The 18,287-nt window shown below is 41.7% G+C and carries 14 protein-coding genes; 9 read left to right on the forward strand and 5 right to left on the reverse strand.

Features of this window, described 5'->3' with window-relative positions:
• Nucleotides 1–34: 34 nt before the first annotated feature.
• The 3 genes from ACSZOX_RS06905 to ACSZOX_RS06915 all read left to right on the forward strand — a co-directional run bounded on the left by ACSZOX_RS06905 (nt 35) and on the right by ACSZOX_RS06915 (nt 3,908).
• Nucleotides 35–1,777 carry a M23 family metallopeptidase gene (locus ACSZOX_RS06905; protein ID WP_437919125.1) on the forward strand — a complete coding sequence of 581 codons (1,743 nt, stop codon included), beginning with the start codon at nt 35–37 and terminating at the stop codon, nt 1,775–1,777.
• A 78-nt stretch (nt 1,778–1,855) separates the two neighbouring features.
• Complete coding sequence (gene bcp / locus ACSZOX_RS06910; protein ID WP_437919126.1) at nt 1,856–2,317, forward strand: thioredoxin-dependent thiol peroxidase; 462 nt, start codon at nt 1,856–1,858, stop codon at nt 2,315–2,317.
• 121 nt (nt 2,318–2,438) lie between these two features.
• Entirely contained in the window at nt 2,439–3,908 is a 1,470-nt protein-coding gene (locus ACSZOX_RS06915; protein WP_437919127.1) for a glycine--tRNA ligase, read from the forward strand.
• 61 nt (nt 3,909–3,969) lie between these two features.
• Here ACSZOX_RS06915 and ACSZOX_RS06920 read toward each other — a convergent pair whose 3' ends face one another.
• Together ACSZOX_RS06920 and ACSZOX_RS06925 are read right to left on the reverse strand one after the other, a co-directional pair.
• Nucleotides 3,970–5,451 carry a hypothetical protein gene (locus ACSZOX_RS06920; protein ID WP_437919128.1) on the reverse strand — a complete coding sequence of 494 codons (1,482 nt, stop codon included), beginning with the start codon at nt 5,449–5,451 and terminating at the stop codon, nt 3,970–3,972.
• A gap of 235 nt (nt 5,452–5,686) precedes the next feature.
• The gene (locus ACSZOX_RS06925; RefSeq protein WP_437919129.1) at nt 5,687–7,573 is read right to left on the reverse strand and encodes an alpha-L-fucosidase; all 1,887 of its coding nucleotides are present in this window, start codon (nt 7,571–7,573) and stop codon (nt 5,687–5,689) included.
• A 247-nt stretch (nt 7,574–7,820) separates the two neighbouring features.
• Between ACSZOX_RS06925 and tpx the strand changes: the two genes are divergently transcribed.
• Complete coding sequence (gene tpx / locus ACSZOX_RS06930; protein WP_437919130.1) at nt 7,821–8,318, forward strand: thiol peroxidase; 498 nt, start codon at nt 7,821–7,823, stop codon at nt 8,316–8,318.
• A gap of 95 nt (nt 8,319–8,413) precedes the next feature.
• Here tpx and ACSZOX_RS06935 read toward each other — a convergent pair whose 3' ends face one another.
• Entirely contained in the window at nt 8,414–9,589 is a 1,176-nt protein-coding gene (locus ACSZOX_RS06935) for a trans-sulfuration enzyme family protein (RefSeq protein ID WP_437919131.1), read from the reverse strand.
• 180 nt (nt 9,590–9,769) lie between these two features.
• Here ACSZOX_RS06935 and ACSZOX_RS06940 point away from each other — a divergent pair, with 180 nt between their 5' ends.
• From ACSZOX_RS06940 to ACSZOX_RS06950, 3 genes are all read left to right on the forward strand, one after another.
• Nucleotides 9,770–10,990 carry an OmpP1/FadL family transporter gene (locus tag ACSZOX_RS06940; protein ID WP_437919132.1) on the forward strand — a complete coding sequence of 407 codons (1,221 nt, stop codon included), beginning with the start codon at nt 9,770–9,772 and terminating at the stop codon, nt 10,988–10,990.
• A 5-nt stretch (nt 10,991–10,995) separates the two neighbouring features.
• Nucleotides 10,996–12,288: an SGNH/GDSL hydrolase family protein gene (locus ACSZOX_RS06945; RefSeq protein WP_437919133.1), complete on the forward strand. Its 1,293-nt coding sequence runs from the start codon at nt 10,996–10,998 to the stop codon at nt 12,286–12,288.
• Nucleotides 12,289–12,613: 325 nt separating this feature from the next.
• On the forward strand, nt 12,614–13,030 hold the full coding sequence (locus ACSZOX_RS06950) for an OsmC family protein (protein WP_437919134.1): 417 nt from the start codon (nt 12,614–12,616) through the stop codon (nt 13,028–13,030).
• Here the strand turns inward: ACSZOX_RS06950 and ACSZOX_RS06955 are convergent.
• Nucleotides 13,023–14,069, reverse strand: a complete 1,047-nt coding sequence (locus ACSZOX_RS06955) for a DUF2157 domain-containing protein (protein ID WP_437919135.1) — start codon at nt 14,067–14,069, stop codon at nt 13,023–13,025. The genes ACSZOX_RS06950 and ACSZOX_RS06955 overlap by 8 nt on opposite strands.
• A 155-nt stretch (nt 14,070–14,224) precedes the next feature.
• Between ACSZOX_RS06955 and uvrA the strand changes: the two genes are divergently transcribed.
• On the forward strand, nt 14,225–17,074 hold the full coding sequence (gene uvrA, locus ACSZOX_RS06960; protein ID WP_437919505.1) for an excinuclease ABC subunit UvrA: 2,850 nt from the start codon (nt 14,225–14,227) through the stop codon (nt 17,072–17,074).
• Between the two features lie 69 nt (nt 17,075–17,143).
• Here uvrA and ACSZOX_RS06965 read toward each other — a convergent pair whose 3' ends face one another.
• Nucleotides 17,144–17,845, reverse strand: a complete 702-nt coding sequence (locus ACSZOX_RS06965; RefSeq protein WP_437919136.1) for a helix-turn-helix domain-containing protein — start codon at nt 17,843–17,845, stop codon at nt 17,144–17,146.
• A 49-nt stretch (nt 17,846–17,894) separates the two neighbouring features.
• Here ACSZOX_RS06965 and ACSZOX_RS06970 point away from each other — a divergent pair, with 49 nt between their 5' ends.
• Nucleotides 17,895–18,284, forward strand: coding sequence for a YbjN domain-containing protein (locus ACSZOX_RS06970; protein ID WP_437919137.1), 390 nt, complete (start codon nt 17,895–17,897; stop codon nt 18,282–18,284).
• Nucleotides 18,285–18,287: the final 3 nt, after the last annotated feature.

The raw sequence follows: 18,287 nt of genomic DNA on the forward strand, positions 1-18,287 counted from the left end.
TGACTATACACTACGCTAAAAAATCGTTTGTTATATGCGAAAAATGAAGTTTAAGAAGAAATATCCTATTTTATTCAGTTTCTTGGTCTTAGGACTTAGTAACCTGCACGCGCAAAACAATAGCATTATTACCTCTAGGGTGTATCCACAAGGTTATTTTAGAAATCCACTCAATATTGCAATGGATGCTTCTGGAACGTTTGGGGAGTTACGATCCACGCATTTTCATGCTGGAGATGATTACCGCACCCAACAGCGAACAGGTTTACCCTTACACGCCGCCGCAGAAGGATATGTTTCTCGTGTACGCGTACAGATCGGCGGTGGTGGAAACTCCGTTTACATTGATCATCCAAATGGCTACACGACGGTCTATCTGCACATGGATAGTTTCAATGATGCGTTAACCCGTGTAATCCGCGCGGAGCAGTACAAGCAACAACGTTTTGACGTTGATGTAACCGTCGATCCGAATCAGATTCTGCTGACGAAAGGACAGCTTATTGGTTATACAGGAAACACCGGGGGATCCGCCGGACCGCATCTACATTTCGAAATACGGGATACGAAAAGCCAACATCCCTTAAATCCTCAACTCTTTGGGCTACGTTTCACAGACAATTTCAACCCAACAATCAATGGCTTGATGCTTTACGATCTTACGGACACTATCTTCAATGAGCATACAGCTCGTAAACCGTTGGGCGTCCGTCTTGTCAAGAGTGGCACTTACAATCTTTCATCCGCAGCACCTGTAGCAGTACAGGGCCGATTTGGATTTGGGATTAATACTGTTGATCGACATCGTGCCGGTGGGTTTCAAAATGGGGTCTATTCTATTGAGCTATTTATAGATGGAAAAGCTGTTTCGACAGTCTTGTTTGAGGAAATGGATTTCAATACATCACGGGCCATACATTCTTATATTGATTACGCCTATTGGAAACGCACAAAGGCCAAATACCAAAAGAGCTTTAAAGATCCCGGTAACCCCATCGAGATGTTTAAAGTGCTTGAAAACGGAGGTGTGTTATCCCTTTCCGAAGATAAACTGTATGACGTAAAATATGTTGTTAAAGACGTTCAAGGTAATTGCAGTGAATTAAATTTTCAGGTGAAAAATTCGACCACTGCCGAACCAACGCATTTACAACGGCAGGGCATTCAGCGATTTTCCTACAACAAAGAAAATCAATATAATACGAATGATGTACGCATAAAAATTCCAACAGGAGTGCTATATGACGATGTGGATTTCGAATACGGAACCGCACCTCAACCGAGTTCGGCTTACTCCTTAACCCATCGTGTGCATAACAGCATGACACCGCTATTTTCCAGTTACTCGCTAAGCATCAAGCCAACCAATCTACCACCGTCCCTTCAATCAAAGGCACTTATTGCCTCTGCTGAAAACGGGGCTGAAGGAGGTAAATTTGAAGATGGCTGGGTTACGGTAAATACGCGTAACTTCGGCAGCTTTTATGTTGTTGTCGACACGATAGCGCCAACCATTACCCCAAGAAATCTAAGCAACAGAAAAAATGTAGCCGCTCAACCGAAAATAGATTTCACTATTAGTGATAACTTCTCGGGCATTCAATCGTTTAACGCCTACATTGATGGAGAATGGGTACTCATGGAGTACGACTCTAAAAATCGACATGTTTGGCATCGCTTCGACTCTTCTTTAGCCAAAGGAGAACATCAGTTTAAGCTTATCGTAAAAGATTGGAAGGACAATGAAAAAATTTACGAGGCCACATTCATCCGATAATTCATTACATTTACGGTTAAAACCAAAGCGCACGCAAATGTCCTATGGTTTTGAACGAAAGCATTAACAAAAAATAATATGGCAGAACTAGCAGTAGGCGACAAGGCGCCGGAGATCGTTGCAAAAAACCAGTCCGGGGATGCTATTAAGCTCTCCGATTTTCTAGGCAAAAGAGTTATTCTTTACTTTTATCCCAAGGATAATACACCGGGTTGTACCACCGAAGCCTGTAACTTTAGGGACAACTATCAATCTTTAGTTCAAGATGGCTTTGAAGTTCTGGGCGTAAGCATCGATAGCGAGCAGTCGCACCAAAAGTTTATCAGCAAGTTTGATCTTCCTTTTCATTTATTAGCCGATGAAGATCAAAAAATTGTTAATGACTATGGCGTTTGGGTCGAGAAAAACATGTACGGAAAGAAATATATGGGTACAGCACGAACGACCTTCATTATTGATGAACAAGGTACTATTATCCATATTATAAAGAAGGTAGACAATAAAAATGCATCGCAACAAATCAAAGATCTGTTTGCATAACCGTTTTCAAAAATAATACAAGACGGCTATTTCTCTTTCCTTAGCTCCACTATGTGAGCAGCTAAGGAAGATAGCATGTCCATATATCAAATCTAATATCTAATTTTTATATTTGCCGCTTATGAGTAAGCAAACAGACGATTTTTTCAAAAACATTATATCACATGCCAAGGAATACGGTTTTGTGTTCCCATCCAGTGAAATTTATGATGGACTTAGTGCCGTTTATGATTACGGTCAATTGGGTTCTGAGTTAAAAAACAACTTAAAAAGCTATTGGTGGAAGTCGATGGTTCAATTGAACGAAAATATTGTCGGTATTGATTCCGCTATTTTCATGCATCCGACGATATGGAAAGCGTCAGGACATGTTGACGGCTTTAACGATCCAATGATTGACAATAAAGATTCAAAAAAGCGTTACCGTGCTGATCAATTGATCGAGGATAAAATCGACCGTTACGAAAAAGATGGAAAAACGGATAAAGCTGCGGCTTTACAACAGGATCTTGATGCTGCTCTAAACGCAGATGATCTTGCCCGATTGAAAACCATAATAGAAGAGCATAACATCGTGTGTCCAATTTCCGGAACAAAAAACTGGACGGATGTACGGCAGTTCAATCTTATGTTTGCTACCCAAATGGGGGCTATGGCAGACGGCGCTGAACAGGTTTATCTTCGTCCGGAAACCGCACAGGGAATTTTTGTTAACTTCCTTAATGTCCAAAAAACCGGTCGCATGAAAATTCCTTTCGGTATCGCGCAAATAGGAAAAGCATTCCGGAACGAGGTGATTGCACGTCAATTTATCATCCGCATGCGCGAATTTGAACAGATGGAAATGCAGTTTTTTGTTCGTCCAGGTTCGGAATTAGAGTGGTACGCAAAATGGAAAGAAACTCGTCTTAAATGGCATCTTGCTTTAGGCGTTGATTCTACAAAATACAGATACCACGATCACGTCAAGTTGGCTCACTATGCCAATGCCGCAGTGGATATTGAGTATGAGTTCCCATTCGGTTTCAAAGAGGTTGAAGGTATACATTCCCGTACTGACTTTGATTTAAAACAACACCAAGAATACTCGAAGAAGAAGTTACAGTATTTCGACCCAGAGATCAATCAAAATTACATTCCATACGTTATTGAAACATCGATTGGATTGGATCGTCTCTTCTTGACCGTTCTTGCCAACTCACTTGAAGAAGAAGACCTATCCACAGCGGAAAAGCAAGATTCTCGTGTTGTATTGAAGTTTCACCCTGCTATTGCGCCAGTTAAAGCAGCAGTGCTGCCATTGACGAAAAAAGACGGGCTTCCTGAAAAAGCACGTGAAATCATGGCGAAGTTAAAACTAGATTTTAATCTTCAATATGACGAGAAAGATGCAATCGGCAAACGTTACCGTCGCCAAGATGCGATCGGAACACCATTTTGTATCACAGTAGATTACCAAACGTTAGAAGACAATACGGTCACGATCCGTCACCGTGATAGCATGGAACAAGAACGCGTTTCTGCGGCCGATCTTACAAGAATCATTGGCGACCTTGTAAGTTTCAACAATTTATTAGAGAAGCTTGCATAATTTTTTTTTGCTGATATGGCATAGAAACAGCCGGGTTCAATATGTTCCCGGCTGTTTTGTTTTAAAATTGAATGGAGATATTATCGTCCCATTCTTCATAAAAACGGATCGAAAATGCTGCATCAGGAGCGGTGTTAACGAGTAGTTGCCCGGTAAAAACCAACTGTACATTATTTTTTATAGCAGTTTCTACCTGAAAACTTCGAATTACATTGTTCAACGTATCATATACATCAATCGTATAAGACAATGGAAGAGCTTGCGTTCGATCTCCAATAAACTGATTAAAAGAAAATTCTTTCAGCGAAGCTGTAAAAGCAGGATAAATTACGATTTCCGACGGATCAAGGATAGGATTCGATAAAGCTGTATTAAACGGCGCATAAAATTCAGGCTCATGGTTTCTTCTAACCACAATCTTAGCTACTGTTGACAAATCCTTGGTATCTGTCAACTCGAATTTCACTTGGCTGTAGTAGCGCCTCAACGCTACATCTACCTCCATATCTTCCGCAACAACAAAAGTATCCAGAACACCAAAGATTTTCGCGTTGTAATTTGAAAAAGTATTCCCGATGAAGTATGCTAAAGCGTCGGGATCGTTGGGTAATAGCAGGTATTTTTCAGAATCGTTCGTTACAAAAGAGACCAGATATTCTCCAAGCGGCAAGGATATATTCAAATCGACCAGCAATCCATCACTATAATCTTGCAATCCCGAAGAGACCAACTTTTTAGAATCCTTATCAAAGATGTGATAATGTAACTGTTGTAAGGTGGTTTGACTTACTTCAGCAGCCATACCAATCAAGCGCAGGTTATCTAGGCGCATGATACCCGTTGCTTCATTAAATGCGCTACTTTCCCCACGTTCGCCAGCTTTGGGAATCAACTTAACATATAAATTTTTCGCGAGGTCGATACCTAAAGCACCCAATTGAAAGGTGAATGTGTTTTTTGCTTGCGCTGTATTCGTATTGGAAAATTGATTATCATCACTAATCGAAGTATAATTCACTCCGTCTTGCGAATAGGAAAGTGCAAAACTTTTTGGCCCCGTACCAGAAGAGCTGATGTCAAACCCTAAAGAACTCACCGTAGAAACCTGTGTTAGGGGGATCTTAATGATTAACTCCTGAACACCTTTGATCGATAATGCCTGCCCTTCCGCATAGGTATCGTACTTCCAACCCGTTGCAAAATCTGTAGGAATCAGTCCTTGGTTGTATGTGATCTCCCAACCATTGCCCAAAGCAATATCAGGCTCCAATGTCCCTTGATTGAAGGACCAAAAGTAGAGGTAACCTTCTTCTGTGGATGATGTTGTTGTCGTTGTCGCGGAGCGCAGTTGGAAAGCGGACCTCGCAGCGGTGTTTCCCTTTAACGGGAGGGTAGCTTGTTCAAATTCCTTGAATTTGAAGGCTACGGTGTAACTTTCTTTACCATCATGTTGTGAATCGGCATCTTTTTTACAGGAACTAGCATGGATTACGATGAATAAAATAGAAAAGCTACACCAAACGATGTTGGATAAATTTTTCATTATTCTTCCAAGTTTTAATTGGTAATCCGAAAGTAGAATTTATCCACATAAAAAACAAGCGACTGCACAAACTTATCCGACATTAAACGATTGTAATCGAATAAGTTACAGTCCAACCCCATAAACTGACACCAAGACCTTTCCTCATCTTCTAGTTTCCGTTTTTCCAATCACATGTAAATACAGCGCATTTGCAGTATGGAGTGAAGCAAAAGAAACAAAAAGGTACTGCGCTCTATTTGAACAAGGTAAATGAAGCTACAGAAAACGTTTTACCAATAGTTTCTTTTGGCGTAAAGCGAATGAATTTCGTTTTTACCGGCGTGTCAAAGTGGATTACTTGCTCTATCGGATTGGCCGATATATTCGAAAACTCACCGGCTTTAATCACCTTCCAAACTTTACCATCACTGCTTGTCGCTACTTCATAAGTAAGCGCAGTGCCTTCCTTTATTCCATCCTGACGAGGAAGATAAGCAATCGCAGATACCGTTGTTCCTACTTGGAAAATCACACCTTCTTGAAAGGCCGTCAAACTTTCAAATGTTGCCGGGTTATTATCATTGCTTTTCGTCAAACCTTTAGCTGTTTTAATGCTATAGTCCGACGGGCTCAATTTCACATATTCTTTTCCTGATTCGTCAAAAGCAAAAGGCTCGTCAAACTCACGGTATAAACCAAAATCACTTAAGGTTGGTGCCACTGGCGCAAAGAGGCTAATCCGCAATTGACTTGCTGTAACAGGTTTATCAAGCTTGACAATACGGTTGGCACCAATACTCGTTGCTTTAGCAAGCTGCTTCCATTCTCCTTTTTCCATATACTCTATAAGCACACTGTCCAAGCGTTGCCCCAACTTTATGTTCTCCCGCAAACGGATCAGATCAAAGGTTTGTGCTGTAGGTAACGTAAGCTCCAATATGGGTTCATGAATAGCGTCATCCGAAGCGTAATAGCTATAACGATCATGATCAAGAATCCACTTCGGCCCGAATTTATCGGCATTTGCCCGAATGTTAGAAGCTTTAATCGTTGCTCCCTCCGCCAAATTTTTAGCAAAGGTCTTTTCCAATTTCTGTCCAAAGGCCTCCAATGATTTGACATCATTTGCATGAAGGTAACCTTCAGGCATCGGTGCTAAGCCTAAGTTCATATTGGCCCCTCGCCCTACGGACTTCAAGTAAATCTCAAACAATTGGTTCGGTGTTTTAACTTTTGCATCCTGATCGGGATGGTAAAACCAACCTGGTCGTTGCGGCACATCACATTCCGCAGGAATCCAGAAATCTCCATTGCGTGTACCAGATGGAGATTCGCTGTAATCTGAATCACCGGGTACAGGCACTCGGCCATCGATACCCTTCGGCGTGTAAGTCGCCCAACTGGTTTCATCTGCAAATCCATGCTCATTTCCCACCCAACGCATATCCGGACCTACATCAGAGAAAATAACCGCTAGAGGTTGATTTTTACGAACAATAGGCCAGGTTTTTTCATGCCAAGCATAGTATGTTGTACGATCGATAATTCTTTTTTCATTTTTACCTCCATAATAACCGTCCCCACCATTAGCGCCATCGTGCCATGAGGTGAACAATTCCCCATACTGCGTCATGAGCTCTGTTAACTGCGCCCGATATGCTTCGGGGTAGGCAGATGTCCCATAACGGGTGTCGTTTCTATCCCAAGCCGACAGATATACACCAAATTTTAATCCTTGCTGATGTGCCGCCTCCATAAATTCCTTGACCATATCGCCCTTCCCATTCTTCCACGGAGAACTTTTAACGCCATACGATGTAGTCGCCGTTGGCCACAAGCAAAATCCATCATGATGTTTTGCCACAGAAACCAGCCCCTTAAAACCACCAGCTGCGGCTGCGGCTGCAATCTGTTCTGCATTAAATTGCTTAGGATTAAAGATACTTGGATCTGCATCGCCATACCCCCATTCTTTATTCTGAAATGTTGTAGGTGTATAATGAATCAAACAATAGGTCTCCATCTCGTGCCAAAGCAATTGCCGCTCTGAAGGCAATACACCGTAGGGCTTCGGCCCATCCTGCGCCAGTAGTACAGATGGAAAAAGAAGTGTAAGTAAAAACGATTTAGTTATTTTCATGCGTGTTTGTGCTTTATAAGCATGGACATTTCATACCAGTCATATATTGGAAGTGAAATTAGCAATTATCACCGATATATAGTATACAGGACAAAGAGATTTACCGTAACGAAAGCAACGACTTTCTCTGTTCTTACGAAAGCAAAATGAAAGCCTTAACGAAAAGGCTTATGCATTCCACGAATCTTTCTCTCCTACTTTTAAATAATATTTGTACCTTAATGCTCATTATTCAAACTTGTAAAAAATGGCTAAAATTACATTTAAAGGAACGGAAATAAACACTGAAGGAAATTTACCTTCGGTAGGTTCTGCTGCTCCAGATTTTAAATTAACCGCAGGCGATCTATCAGACAAAAGCTTAAGCGATTTCAAAGGCAAAAAAGTTATTCTTAATATCTTTCCAAGTGTTGACACAGGGACTTGTGCAGCTTCGGTAAGAAAATTCAATGAGAAGGCTGCTGGTTTAGAAAACACAGTTGTATTATGCATTTCTAAAGATCTTCCTTTCGCACAAGGACGTTTTTGCGCGGCTGAAGGAATAGAAAATGTGATTACACTATCCGAATACAAAGACAGCAATTTCGCAGATGCTTATCAATTACGCATTGTAGATGGCCCTTTAGCTGGCTTATTAAGCCGTTCCGTCGTTGTTGTTGACGAAGAAGGAACAGTAGTCTACACGGAACAGGTTGCGGAAACAACAGAAGAACCAAATTACGAAGGTGCTTTAGCAGCACTGTAATAGTGACTATTTTTTATTCATAAGAAAGGGGAAACATCGTTATGTTTCCCCTTTCTTATGAATATGCTTGAAATCTTATTCTTCTTCCAAGACGCTTATCCTTTTGTTGCAGCTAGCGCCTGCAGGATATCTCCGATAATATCTTCTTTATCTTCAATACCTACCGACAAGCGAATGCTTCCCGGCTTGATCCCTAAGGCCAAACGCTCATCTTCACTTAGCTTCGAATGCGTCGTAGAGCCAGGATGCGTAGCGATAGAGCGTGCATCACCTAAATTAGACGTATATAAAATCATATTTAATGCATCTAAAAACCGATAAGCTCTTTCCTTTCCTCCCTTCACCTCAAATGTTACAATTCCTCCACCAGCTTTCATTTGCTTTTTAGCAAGCTCGTACTGCGGATGGGAAGGTAAAAATGGATATTTTACATCTTCAATCTCCTCATGTATTTCCAACGTTTCCGCCAAAGCAAGTGCATTGCTACAGTGCCTATCCATACGTAAACCCAATGTATCCAAGCTCTTCGATAACACCCAAGCATTGAATGGAGACATCGCCGGACCGGTATGCCGAATAAAGAACATCAATTGGTCGATAAGCTCTTGACGGCCGACGATCACGCCTCCCAGAACACGGCCTTGGCCATCCATATATTTCGTTGCCGAATGTATAGAAAGATCAAAACCAAACGTTAACGGCTTCTGAAGATAAGGTGTAGCAAAACAATTATCGATAGCAAATATCACGTCTGGGTATTTCTGCTTCAAACTGCCGAGGAATTCAAGATCGGCTAATTCCAGCCCTGGATTGGAAGGCGATTCAAGAAATACAACTTTTGTATTCGGTTGGATCGCTTTTTCCCAAGCCGCTGTATCAACAGCATCCACATACGTATGTGTGACACCCCAACGTGGAAAAAGTTGTGTAAAAAGCTGATGGGTAGACCCGAAGATTGCACGGGAGGAAACAATATGATCGCCGTTTCGCAAAAGCCCCGCAAATGACGCAAATACTGCAGCCATACCAGAGGAGAAAGCAAGCCCGGCCTCTGCTTCTTCCAAAATACACACCTTATTAATAAACTCTGTTGTATTGGGATTAGCATAACGCGAATAAACCATCCCTTCTTCTTCTTCCGCAAAGATAGCCCTTCCTTGTTCAGCACTATCAAAAATAAAACTTGAAGTAAGGTATAGTGGAACAGAATGTTCTCGTGTCGCTGATCGAGGTGCCTGTTCGCGAATGATTTTAGATTGATCTTTTTCCATGATGAGCAAATTTAATTTATTTAGTCTACTACTGCAAATTTGTGCCCGCTGCGCTATAGCACGGCTTCAAGACGTGTTAACTCAACATTTATTTATTTCAGCCATAAATTTGTTTTGCTAATAAAAAAATACTATGTTAGCATAATATTTGTTATAATCCGCTAACCAAAAAGCATTTGTATGAAAAGATTACTACTCGGATTGATGCTTGCCAGCCCCTCCTTAATCTGGGCTCAGGGTTCTCAAGTAAACACACAAAGCCAAAAAGCTGTAGGGATGTCAGGAGCCGGATCGGCATTATTTGTTGATGAATCTTCTATTTTTTACAGTCCAGGAGCGCTTTCCAAAATGAGTCACAATGCCATTTCTGTAGGAGCCAGCGCAGTGATGTATCGTTCAGCATTTCGAGAATTGAACAGCCCGGATGTGTACAATACGAAATTTAAAATTACGCCTCCCTTTTCTGTTTTTGCCACTTTCGGGCCCAAAGATAGCTGGTGGAAAGCAGGCTTAGGCGTATATACTCCCTTTGGTGGATCGGTTGACTGGGGCGATCAATGGCCTGGCCGTTACGAACTAAATCATCTGCAGATGCGCGCAATCTATATACAGCCGACTTTGAGTTTTAAATTGACAGAGAATTTTGGTATAGGTGGTGGTTTTGTATACAATGTGGGACTCGTAGATCTTTCGCGCTCCATTCCGCTCGCGTCATCAGATGGACAGGCAGGAAAAGCAGAACTATCAGGTGTTGGAACTGGGATTGGTTTTAATATAGGCGTCCACTACCATTTAGAAGATAATTTCGCCCTATCCTTAAGCTATCGCTCTAAGGTTGTCACTAAGCTCAAGGATGGCGATGCAAAGTTTACAGTTCCATCCGCGGTTAGCAATTTATTTCCAAACACCACATTTGATGCTGAGCTTCCACTTCCCGCATCTTTCAACATTGGCTTAAGCTTCCCTGCTAGCGATAAAGTAGACATTGCTGCCGATGCGACATTTATCGGTTATGATATATATAAGGAGCTCGTGTTCGACTACAAAGATAATACATCTGCTCTAGAGGATACGCGACAGGAAAAAAGATATGAAAATGCCCTTTCTGCCAAGGTAGGGGTAAACTATAAGACGACGGATGCACTTACCCTCCGCGCAGGAACGGGCTATGTATATTCACCTGTCAAGGGGCCTTATGTTTCGCCAGAGACCCCAGATAACAACCGCATCATGGGATCGGTAGGATTCACCTACGACATTGGCGAAAAGTGGGACCTCACAGCGGCCTATGTTTTCCAAAGGCTTTTAGAACGTACCGTTACGAGTGCTCAGACAGGGCTTTCAGGAACTTATAAAACGAACATACATGCACCAGGTCTATCATTAACTTATAAATGGTAATCATTATGAAAACGATATTCAAACACACCTGTTTTTTTATTGCGGCAGCGGCTGTTACATTCGTATCATCTTGTAAGCCAGAAATCGAGAGTTTTGAAGCTTCCGCAGGGCAAGCGGACTTCTCAAAATATATCGCTGTAGGCAATTCTCTAACCGCGGGGTTTGCCGATGGAGGACTCTATTTAGAGGGCCAACAGGTCGCTTATCCGAACCTTATTGCTCAACAATTAAAGCATGTTGGCGGTGGGGAGTTCCGTAGCCCCTTTTTCTCTGAAGACCAGCGCAACGGATCAGGCTATATGGAGTTGATCGGCTTAGTCGATGGGCAGCCTGTTTTGGACACGGTAGAAACTAACCTCGCTTACCGAGCGGCTGGCAAATTGACAAAATATACCGATGAGATCGAAAACTTAGGAGTACCCGGCATGCGCCTTGATCTTTCCAGTGTTGGTCTTTTTGGCGCATTAAACATGTATTTCGAGCGCTTATTGCCAGATGCAGAGGTCGGCTCTACTTCTTATTTTTCCTTTGCCACCCGAAAAAACCATACTTTTTTCAGCTTCTGGCTTGGAAACAATGATGTACTTGGTTATGCAACCAATGGAGCATACACCGACCCAACCGATCTAACGACTGTGTTGACAAGCGAAGCGACATTCGCCACAGCATATAGCAGTTTTATTGCCGAACTAACCAAAAACCAGCAAAAAGGTGTTGTCGCCACAATTCCGAATGTAACAGCGATTCCCTTCTTTAATACGGTGACCTATGCAAGACTGATTGCTGGCGTAACGGCTGCTACCGGAGGGCAGTACACTAAAATCTATATCCAAACGGCATCGGGTCCAAGAGAAGCAACAAGTGAGGATCTTTTCCCATTAAACTTCCCTACCGACACCCTAGGAACTACACGCAGCGGCATTCCTGGTTACGGGTTAATTATACAGAATCCCCTCGTCGATAAATTGGTTTTGGATAAGGATGAAATTGTAGAAGTAACCGAACGCATAAACAGCTTTAATACAATTATTAAAACAGTAGCGAAAGATCATAATCTAGCACTTGCAGATGCAAATACCTACCTTAATCAGGTTGCCAATCCCGGCATCATGTACAACGGTATAGAAATCAATGCATCCTACATAACGGGAAATGCCTTCTCTTTGGATGGCGTACACTTAACACCAATAGGTAACGCACTGATTGCAAACCTCTTCATCAATGCAATCAATGCACAATACGGAAGTAAAATTCCAAAAGTTGACGTATCCCAATACCGTGGGGTAAAACTTCCTTAAGGACTTCGATGTATCGAAATTTGGATGAATGAACAAAGCGGAATAAAGGCCATATAGATCAAAACATGACCTCTATTCCGCTTCGTGTTTTCCATCAAATCCACATCGAACAACAAGCCATATGCAGTCGCCTTCCTTTTCTTGAAAAGAAAGCGTAACTTTGAGAGTAGGAAGTATCCCATATCCTATTTCTGAATGCCCCTAAACATCATGTGCTCTTTCAGGCCATCAAGGGCAATTACAAAGGAAGATAATTTGGATATTCGTAGAACAACAACGTGTTTATGGTAATGAACACGCATACCAATAAAATAATTACGCAGATATGAAAATTCACTTAAACCGGAAGAACGAAGCCGTACATTTCGAAGGCTCCAGCGAACTTTCCAATGTAAAAATAAACATAGATGGCTCCGAGAGCATTGGCGGAGAAGGCAAAGGTGTACGCCCGATGGAGTTGGTATTGATGGCACTAGGTTCTTGCAGTGTCTTTGACTTACACAGTATTTTAAAAAAACAGCGACAACATGTAACGGATATTCAAGTCGAGGTCGAGGGGCAGCGCCGTGAAGAAATCCCCAATATCTTTACACATATCCATATCACATTTAGTCTACATGGGCAAATTGACGAAGAGAAAGCACAAAAAGCAGCTGAACTAGCCGTAAAAAAATATTGCTCCGTTCACGATATGCTTTCTGCCGGTGGAGTAGACATTACATATAGTTTAAAGTTCAATTAGATTGTCCTTTACTCCAAATTTTTTCGGCCCATCTTCCGACGAACCAAAACGAAACCGCTAGAATAAGGAAGAAGATGGTCCGATTGATGTTGTCCCACAAATATTCCACAAAACGGGTGTACAAATTGAGAATAAAGAAGACGAATCCTATATCCCGCGATACGTAATCTTTCGCTTTCATCCCGTATAGCGCGAGGGATAATGACAATACCAGCGCTAAAAGTCCCCAGTAAAGAATATGATATTGACGTACCTGGGTCCACGCATCGAAACTTGCATAATTTCCAAATATCGAGAGACACCAAAGGGCGATCATCGTATACAGTAACCCGACGACATAACTTGTAGACTGAAAAGGTTGCAATGGCTTGAAACGAGGCTGTGCCCAAATAGAAAAAGAGGTCAGTAATAACCCAAAGAGCGTAAAGCGCAAGGGATAATTCATTCCCCAAAATTTAAAGCCCCAATTGCTATGTGACGCGGTTTCCGTCGCAAACCAAATACCTAGAGCGACTAATGTAAACACCCAAATCAGTTTAGATTGCAACTTAACCGATAAGACCGCATAGATGATAATCGATAAAAGAAACAGCAACGTATACTGACTGGTATTTCGATCAAGCACCTGTCCTAGGAAACCGATACAGGCGGCAGTTGAAAAGGAACCTGCCAACATCATGGTTTCATTTGAAAAGGTATTTTCTGGATGTCGCTTTTTATTTCGGAATCCTAGCGCATAAAACAAGCCTGCTAATCCCGCGAAAAACACACAAAAAACGATGTTTGGCGTTTCATAAAAGCGCTCTACAAAACGAACCAGTACATTATCCGCAAACAATGAAAAAACAGAAAAAACGAGTGAAACCAGCGCCACCCAAAATGCGTAACGAGCCAACGTTTTCCACTCAAAACTCTTTTCATCGATATTCTGACGCAGCTCATCTGCCTTGGCTCCATCCAAAAGCTGTTGATCTTTCCAATGCTGCAGCGCATGTTCAACGACTTCCTTTTCTTGTTTTGTTAAGTCCAGCTTTTTCAAGGTCTCCTGTTTATCTATCCAAAATACAAATTAACAGCCAAATCGTTCATCCTGTGTAATAAAAATCAAAATTTATTATTTACGGAGAAACCTAGCCTACGAGTCCGTTTAAAAATCTGTACCTTTGTAACTTGCAAAATTCAGAACAAAGTAGCATGAATTCCTCCAATCAAGACAAGCATATAGACTTAGGCGAACAACATGAAATTGAGGTTTTTGGCGCACGTGTGCACAACCTCAAAAATATTGACGTCAGCTTTCCCCGCAATGAACTAGTGGTTATAACGGGTTTAAGTGGAAGCGGCAAATCTTCATTGGCTTTCGACACGATCTATGCCGAAGGGCAACGTCGCTATATGGAAACATTTTCGGCCTATAGCCGTCAATTCTTAGGAGGAATGGAACGTCCGGATGTAGATAAAATAGCCGGGCTAAGCCCTGTTATCTCGATCGAGCAGAAAACAACGAACAAGAATCCACGCTCTACGGTAGGAACCATCACAGAGATTTATGATTTTCTACGTTTGTTGTATGCGCGAGCGAGTGATGCGTATTCTTACGTGACGGGCAAATTAATGCAACGCATGTCGGAAGAGCAGATTGTAGAGCGTATTATGGAGGAGTTTAAAGACGAAGCCATTTATATCCTAGCTCCCGTAGTAAAAGGGCGAAAAGGACATTATCGTGAACTTTTTGAGCAAATCAGAAAACAAGGCTATACTAAAGTCAGAGTTGATAGCGAAATATTGGATTTGGCACCGAAAATGCAGGTAGATCGTTATAAAATTCACGATATAGAAATCGTTGTAGACCGCCTATATGCATCAGAGGGTGATAAAAAGCGCCTATACACTTCTGTTATGCAAGCGATGAAAACCGCAAAGGGAATCATCAAAATAGCGAACAAAGAAGGGCGAGAGCATTTTTTCAGCCGGTATTTAATGGATGCAGAATCGGGCATTTCTTATGACGAACCGCAGCCAAACACCTTTTCTTTTAATTCTCCCTATGGGGCCTGTACAAAGTGCGATGGCTTAGGCTATATCTTCGAAATTGATAAAGATATCGTTATTCCCGACCGGAAGCTAAGTATACAGAAAGGGGCGATCTTACCTATAGGTCCAGTACGCGAATCATGGACTTTCGAAGTCATCAAAGCCGTTGCTAAAAAACTAGACTTCTCGCTAACAACACCTATCGAGAAATTAACCGAAGAGCAGATAGACTCACTCCTTTTTGGGGGCGAGGAGCCAATGCATCTTACCGTTTCCTACGGAAGCTACGGCTCTCGAGAATATAAAGTACAGTTCTCTGGCATTTTTAAGATGTTGGAGGAAATTAATGGAAAAAGCTCCGACGATGCGCCTGCGCTAGATGACTTCCGCACACGGGTGACCTGTCCAAGCTGTGCCGGGGCGAGGCTTAAGGAAGAATCTCTACATTTTAAAGTAGACCATAAAAACATTTCGGAATTAGCAGGAATGGACATTAGTAGTTTACAAGAATGGTTTGAAGGAATTGAAACACGTTTAAACGAACGACAAAACACTATTGCTGCAGAGATCCTCAAAGAAATACGCGCCCGTATTGGCTTCCTTTTGGATGTTGGCTTAAGCTACCTCACGTTAGATCGTTCTTCGAAGACGCTATCCGGCGGAGAGGCGCAACGCATACGTCTGGCGACACAGATCGGATCCCAATTGGTGAATGTACTATACATCCTTGATGAACCGAGCATCGGTCTACATCAACGGGACAATGAACGACTCATCAGTTCTTTAAAAAACTTACGGGATATCGGAAACTCCGTCTTGGTCGTGGAGCACGACAAAGACATGATCTTACACGCTGATTATGTCATTGATATGGGCCCCGAAGCAGGTATACATGGTGGACAAGTGGTTGCTCAGGGTTCGCCGAAAGAGATCATGAAATCCAATAGCCTTACTGCAAGTTACCTAAACGGAAAAAAAGAGGTAGCTATTCCACAAGAGCGCCGTAGTGGCAGTGGTAAAACCCTTTCGCTTCAAGGAGCCACAGGCAATAATTTGAAGAATGTCAGTGTAGACTTTCCATTAGGCAAATTGATCCTGGTAACAGGAGTTTCAGGTTCCGGAAAGTCTAGTTTAATCACCGGTACATTATACCCGATATTAAACAAACATTTCTTCCGGGCAAAAACGACACCAATGCCCTATAAAAAGATTGAAGGTTTGGAACACATTGATAAGATAATCGAGATAGACCAAAGTCCTATCGGTCGAACTCCCCGATCAAACCCATCAACCTATACGGGTGTTTTTTCAGATGTCCGTACGCTTTTTGTTCAACTACCGGAAGCAAAAATCAGAGGATATAAACCTGGACGCTTCTCTTTTAATGTCAAAGGAGGGCGTTGTGAGACTTGCCAAGGCGGGGGAATGAAAATTATCGAAATGAATTTCTTACCAGATGTGCAGGTTCCCTGCGAGACCTGTCAAGGCAAGCGCTACAATCGGGAAACCTTAGAAGTTCGCTACCGAGGAAAATCGATTGCCGACGTATTGGATATGAGCATTGACGAAGCTGTCGATTTTTTTGAGAACATCCCTTCTATCCATCGAAAGATCAAAACCTTGCAGGATGTTGGACTAGGGTATATTACGTTAGGTCAATCCTCCACAACACTTTCAGGAGGCGAGGCACAGCGTGTTAAATTAGCGACCGAGCTATCTAAGAAGGACACCGGCAATACCTTCTATATCTTAGATGAACCAACCACAGGGCTACATTTTGAAGATGTGAATGTACTTCTTGGGGTGATCAATCGATTAGTAGATCGTGGCAACACCGTACTTATCATTGAACACAACCTTGATGTCGTGAAAACAGCAGACTGGGTCATTGACATGGGCCCAGAGGGCGGGAAGAATGGCGGGCAATTGATGTTTTCGGGTGTTCCGGAAGATTTAATTAAGGAAAAAAAGAACGAAACTGCTCGTTTCTTAAAGCTAGAAATGGCCTAAAAAAATTAAAGGACTGTTCTTTACAAGCAGTCCTTTAATTTTTATCGTCACAACGATATATATACCTTCTTACAGTACACGTTCAAAACGTCCGAGAAGTTTCCAAAAATGCGGTTGATCATCTACCGAAAACAAAGCCTTCTTCCATTGATTCAAAACCAAGACAATATCAGCATCTTGTATCTCATAACGCCCAAAAAAAGGATCATCACCATCAAAAAAACCAATATGATCATCCAACGTATGGAGAATATCGACCTTTACCTGCTCAAAGAATAAAATTGCGTTTTCTTCAAAAGGGAATATGCTAGGGTGCGCTAAATAGGTATTGTTCTCGATAGCCAAAAGTTTGTTATTCGTATCCAACGGAAAAAGTAAAGAAGGCAATCCGTCATAAGAAATTGCATGTGGCTCTCTATGCCAGAAAAAATCACGATTTAAAAATGGAATCTTTGTAAACCGGGAAGCTTCCGTCTCGTGCTGCTCTATAACAAAATGATCTTCAAAATTTAAAATTTCATTCACTGTAAGTTGTTTTTCCAGCAATTCGGCAATGGGTATGCTAAAATATTTTGCAATTTGCAGCATAATTTCGATTTTAGGCTCTGCTCTGCGTTCTTCATAGGAAGAAATATTACCTCTTGTCAATCCAAATAAATCTGCAAAAGCCTGCTGACTTAGTCCTTTCACGTTTCTCAGCTTTTTTATATTATTCCCAATCTGACTCATTTCAAACTTTCTAGTAATTTTATTTGCAAAATATTTTTGCATTCACTATCTTTATGCAAAAGATATAAGCAAATATACAATTTAATTAGCCATGCCATTCCATAAAGTTGAAAAATACATCGAAAACACGGGATTTTCCATTCACAGAAAGAATGAGGAAGAAGGCTTCTTTATCATCGAGAGTGATACAGATGGCATCCGCAATCTTATTATCGGCGTAGCGCCCCCAGTCATCATTTTTGAACAGTATTTATTCACGCTCTCCGAAGATCGCATAGAAACATTTAAAGCATTGCTTATAAAAAACAGGGATATCATCCATGGCGGCTTCGCTTTGACTGAAGACGGGAAAAAAGTTATTTTTCGATACACACTTCAGGTCCATAATCTTGACCAGAATGAGTTTGATGCTGCTATTAACTCTCTTTCGCTTTTACTCAGCGAATATTACGAACAACTAATAAATTTCTCAAAAAGATAATGT

The organism is Sphingobacterium sp. LRF_L2 (assembly GCF_965644235.1).
GTDB lineage: Bacteria > Bacteroidota > Bacteroidia > Sphingobacteriales > Sphingobacteriaceae > Sphingobacterium.